Here is a 4,488-nt window from a genome sequence, read left to right as displayed (position 1 = left end):
TTCAGTTCGATTGCCATCAATATTGCTCCACCAACACGTCAGTATATAGTTCGGACAAATCCGGTTCAGGCGATGCTTCCGCAAAATCAGCAGATTCATTCACGATTTTCCGGATTTCCTTCTCAATGGCCTTCAACTCGTCGTCGCCCACGCCAAGGTCGGCCAGATACGCCTTGCATCCCTCAATAGGGTCGCTGTTGTCTCGTACCGACTGGACTTCATCACGGCTTCTGTACTTCGCCGGATCGGACATGGAGTGGCCGCGATAACGGTATGTCTTCATTTCAAGCAACACGGGACCCTTACCGCTGCGCACCCAATCCAATGCAACCTCGGCAGCACCGCGCACGGCGAGAACATCCATACCGTCAACCTGAATGCCGGGAATGCGGAAGCTTTCGCCGCGGCGGTATAATTGGTCCTCGGACGACGCACGGTTTACGCTGGTGCCCATCGCATATTGGTTATTCTCGATGACGAATATGATCGGAAGTTTCCACAATTCCGCCATGTTAAAGCTTTCGTAGACCTGCCCTTGGTTGGACGCACCGTCGCCAAAATATGCGAGGCACACCCCGCCATCGTTCGAATATTTGTGGCCGAAGGCAAGACCCGCACCCAGCGAGACCTGCGCTCCAACGATGCCATGGCCGCCGTAAAATTTATGCTCAGTCGAAAACATATGCATCGACCCGCCTTTGCCCTGCGAAATACCCGCCGCTCGGCCAGTCAGTTCCGCCATGATCAGATTGGGATCAATGCCATATGCCAACATATGCCCATGGTCACGATAGCCCGTGATGACGCTGTCTTTGCCCGGCGTCAGCGCGGATTGGAGCCCAATGGCGACGGCTTCTTGGCCGATGTACAAATGGCAAAAACCACCGATCAGACCCAGGCCATATAATTGCCCCGCTTTTTCCTCAAAACGGCGGATCAGCAGCATGTCACGATAGAACTTTAAAAGCTCTTCTTTGGTCGCCTTATATGGCTTTGGTTCGCTCGGACGCTCGCGGTTGGCGCGCGCGGCATCTTCGCTCACACTGGCCTTCTTCGAAACAGATTTTTTCGCTGGGGTGGTTGCCAAAACAAGTTCCTTTAGTGGAATTTTTATATGCGCATGCATTGTCGCCTAGTCAAAATCGACCGAGGTGAAAAGCGCTTTTCCGCAACGTAATGCACTGCATAGCTATTCATTCTATGACGAATGTATCACTTTAAAGGAACGACAACCTCATCCGGGGCAACAACGTTCAATTCCTTGCGCATTAATTCGCCGGCCAAGTCAGGGTCGACATTGTCGCGGTCCAAAAGCAACTGCCGATTCCGCAGAGCATCGCGTTCCTTTTGCAGCTTTGCCAGTTCAATTTTGCGCTCGCTCAGCGCCGCCCGATAGTCGGTCCATGCAATGATGCCGGTTGGCCCAAGAAGCGCATAAGACGCAATACCCAGCAAAGCGACAAGCGCCAAAGCCGGCCCAATCACCGACTTCACATATTCAGGCTTTCGGTTTGAACGCACCATATTCAGACAGAATCATATTTTCGTATAAATGGCAAGAAAGTAGGGGTCAGCGGAAAATACCCTGCCCTGCATATTGCGCCGACGCACCCAGTTCCTCTTCAATGCGGATGAGCTGGTTGTACTTCGCCAACCGGTCGGACCGCGCAAGGCTTCCGGTTTTAATCTGGCCGCAATTTGTTGCCACTGCCAAATCGGCGATGGTCGCATCTTCCGTCTCGCCTGACCGATGTGACATCACGGCAGTATACGAAGCACGGTGCGCCATCGACACAGCAGCCAGCGTTTCCGTCAGCGTGCCAATCTGGTTGACCTTCACCAACAAAGAATTGGCAAGACCTTTGCCGATGCCCATTGCCAAACGCTCTGGGTTGGTGACGAACAAGTCGTCGCCAACCAACTGGATCTCATGGCCGATCTTTTCGGTAATGGCTTTCCAACCCTCAAAATCGTCTTCGCTCATGCCATCCTCAATCGATCGAATGGGATAATCCTTGCAAAGCGCAGCGAGGTAATCCGCCATTTCATGCGGAGAAAGCGAGAGACCTTCGCCCGAAATTTCATATTTGCCGTTGCGGAAAAATTCGGTCGCTGCGCAATCCAGCGCCAGCACAACATCTTCACCGGCTTTAAACCCAGCCTTGTCGATTGACGTCATAATGAAATCCAGCGCGTCACGCGTGGACGCAAGATTTGGCGCAAATCCGCCTTCATCGCCGACCGAAGTCGCCAGACCCTTTTCGTGCAGGCCTTTTTTGAGCGTGTGAAAAATTTCAGAGCCCCAGCGAACGGCTTCTGAAATCGATCCCGCGCCAACGGGCATCACCATGAATTCCTGAAAATCAATCGGGTTATCCGCATGTTCACCGCCGTTGATGATATTCATCATCGGGACCGGCAGGACATGCGCGTTCACGCCGCCAACATAACGATATAACGGCAATCCACGCGCGTCCGCAGCAGCTTTTGCGACGGCCAAACTGACACCCAAGATAGCATTGGCACCAAGGTTCAACTTGTTGTCGGTACCGTCTAGGTCGATCATCACGGCATCGACATTTTCCTGATCTTCTGCGTCGAGTTCCAACAGCGCTTCATAAATCGGACCATTAACCGCTTCGATCGCCTGTAATACGCCCTTGCCCATATATTTGGACATGTCGCCATCGCGCTTTTCTACGGCTTCATATGCGCCTGTCGAAGCGCCCGATGGAACGGCTGCACGCCCAAAACTGCCATCTTCCAACAATACATCGACTTCGACGGTCGGGTTGCCCCGGCTATCCAAAATTTGGCGGGCATGTATGTCGAGGATCGCAGTCATGGAAAGCTCCAGTAAAATCGTGGTGGGAACAATGTCAGCGCGTCTATCGTTGTGTTGAGGATTTGGCAACGACGCTAAGACATATGGATTTTAAATGTAATTTTATGGTGCTATAGTTGACTAAGGCACCGCCCGTACAAATATAAGATATAGCGGCGCCCTTCTGAGTGCCCGCACTTAACCGATAGGAGCATATTCCCATGGCCGAAACTGAAAAGCCAAAAGCGGCAGCGAAGCCAGCGCCCGCAAGAAAAGCAACCGCCAAGCCTGCGGCTGCGAAGACAGCAGCCGCCACCAAAGCGGCAAAACCCGCTGCGACGACTTCGGCACCCAAGGCCGTGGCAAAAGCGCAGCCTGCTAAAGGCAAAACCGACGGTGTTACATCAAAGGTCAAATCAGAAATGAATGATTTCAAATCCAAAGCAGCGGACAGCGCACGCGCCGCAGCTAAAAAAGGCAAGGACCGCGCGACAGAAGCCGTTGACAGCATTGGCAAACTTATCCGCGACAGCGCTGCGACCATCGATGACAATGTTGGCAAGCAATATGGCGATTACGCCCGCAGCGCAGCAGACATGGTTGAAGGCTTCGCTGGCAAGATGGACGCAAAGGATGTCGATGCCTTGGCCGATGATGCCCGCCAATTTGTCCGCAAGAGCCCGGCAGTTGCGGTTGGCGCTGCAGCAGCCATTGGATTTGTGCTCGCACGCCTCATTCGCTCTGGCGGCAAGGACGCCTAATTAGACAGCATTAGCGGCTTTGCAAAAGGCCGCTTTTGACCGATAAGTGAAACCAATGATTATGGATCAGCATCAGGACGAATTGGTGGAGGATAGCCCGAAACCGGCAGAAGCGACCGCAAGCGAACAGGTTTCGTTGGTGATGGAAGATCTGCGCGCGCTGGTGAAGGCAGAAATGCACTATTACCGTTCGCGTCTTGATTACACCCGCCACGTGTTCCGATCGGTGTTCATCTATGGCGCGATTGCGGCGTTCGCACTCATCGGCGCGTCAATCGCCTTTGTTTTGGGGCTGGTGCTGACTTTGGCCCCGTTAATTGGTCCGCTGGCGGCTACGTTGGTTGTCACGTTCACGTTTATCGTTGTTGCGTTCATTTTCGGATCGCTGGCACGAAAATGGATGAGGAAAGTTTACTTTCCGGAAATGCAAGAGAATGTCGACGATCTTACCTGAAGACCCGGTCGTCACAGACCGCGAAAGCGTCATATTGTCGCATGCAGAGCGGCGTAATCTTCGGCGTAAGCTTAAGGGCAGCATCGATGTTGCTCAGGATATTCTCAACCCCCGAAACCAAGTTCGCAAGCTGGTGGCGTTAAAAAAATCGCAGGCAAAAAACGTTGCAGATGAGACCATCCAAGCCGTGAAGAACAAAGCACCGCTTATCGGCATAGTCGGCGCGGCCACGTTGTTATTGGCTGCCCGCCGTCCGATTTCGCGTTGGATTTCAAGCCTGCGAAAGAGTAAAACAAACACGCCCGTTGGCGATTGATATAGGAACGAAACATGAGCAAGATTGGCGACAGCATCAAAACCGCAGCTGACAGCGCGAAAGACAGCCTTGCAAGCGCGAAGGCGAAAACGACACAATCCACTGCCGCAGCACGTGCAAAGGCATCTGAAGC

The 4,488-nt window shown here is 53.1% G+C and carries 6 protein-coding genes; 3 read left to right on the top strand and 3 right to left on the bottom strand.

From position 1 onward, the window contains the following. Nucleotides 1-16 precede the first annotated feature (16 nt). From pdhA to eno, 3 genes are all read right to left on the bottom strand, one after another. A complete protein-coding gene (gene pdhA, locus ACILQA_RS10040) occupies nt 17-1,126 on the bottom strand; it encodes a pyruvate dehydrogenase (acetyl-transferring) E1 component subunit alpha (protein ID WP_395629565.1) in 1,110 nt (369 codons plus the stop codon). Nucleotides 1,127-1,212: 86 nt separating this feature from the next. After that, on the bottom strand, nt 1,213-1,494 hold the full coding sequence (locus tag ACILQA_RS10035; RefSeq protein WP_395629564.1) for a septum formation initiator family protein: 282 nt from the start codon (nt 1,492-1,494) through the stop codon (nt 1,213-1,215). 76 nt (nt 1,495-1,570) lie between these two features. After that, nucleotides 1,571-2,845, bottom strand: a complete 1,275-nt coding sequence (eno, locus tag ACILQA_RS10030; RefSeq protein ID WP_395629563.1) for a phosphopyruvate hydratase — start codon at nt 2,843-2,845, stop codon at nt 1,571-1,573. Nucleotides 2,846-3,045: 200 nt separating this feature from the next. Between eno and ACILQA_RS10025 the strand changes: the two genes are divergently transcribed. Genes ACILQA_RS10025 through ACILQA_RS10015 form a run of 3 tightly spaced genes read left to right on the top strand, consistent with a single transcriptional unit; the run spans nt 3,046 to nt 4,355 of the window. After that, on the top strand, nt 3,046-3,585 hold the full coding sequence (locus ACILQA_RS10025; protein WP_395629562.1) for a hypothetical protein: 540 nt from the start codon (nt 3,046-3,048) through the stop codon (nt 3,583-3,585). A gap of 55 nt (nt 3,586-3,640) precedes the next feature. Then, nucleotides 3,641-4,039, top strand: coding sequence for a phage holin family protein (locus tag ACILQA_RS10020; protein ID WP_395629566.1), 399 nt, complete (start codon nt 3,641-3,643; stop codon nt 4,037-4,039). Beyond that, nucleotides 4,020-4,355, top strand: coding sequence for a hypothetical protein (locus ACILQA_RS10015; protein WP_395629561.1), 336 nt, complete (start codon nt 4,020-4,022; stop codon nt 4,353-4,355). Before ACILQA_RS10020 ends, ACILQA_RS10015 begins: the two co-directional genes overlap by 20 nt. Nucleotides 4,356-4,488 lie beyond the last annotated feature (133 nt).

It is taken from the genome of Sphingorhabdus sp., assembly GCF_044239005.1.
Taxonomy (GTDB): Bacteria; Pseudomonadota; Alphaproteobacteria; order Sphingomonadales; family Sphingomonadaceae; genus Sphingorhabdus_B.
Note: the sequence above shows the minus strand (reverse complement) of the source record. Positions and strands in the feature narration are given on the sequence as shown.

Coding starts and splice junctions, on each gene's coding strand:
- pdhA (WP_395629565.1), bottom strand. CDS start 1,126: ATGCATGCGCATATAAAAATTCCACTAAAGGAACTTGTTTTGGCAACC.
- eno (WP_395629563.1), bottom strand. CDS start 2,845: ATGACTGCGATCCTCGACATACATGCCCGCCAAATTTTGGATAGCCGG.
- ACILQA_RS10025 (WP_395629562.1), top strand. CDS start 3,046: ATGGCCGAAACTGAAAAGCCAAAAGCGGCAGCGAAGCCAGCGCCCGCA.
- ACILQA_RS10020 (WP_395629566.1), top strand. CDS start 3,641: ATGATTATGGATCAGCATCAGGACGAATTGGTGGAGGATAGCCCGAAA.
- ACILQA_RS10015 (WP_395629561.1), top strand. CDS start 4,020: ATGTCGACGATCTTACCTGAAGACCCGGTCGTCACAGACCGCGAAAGC.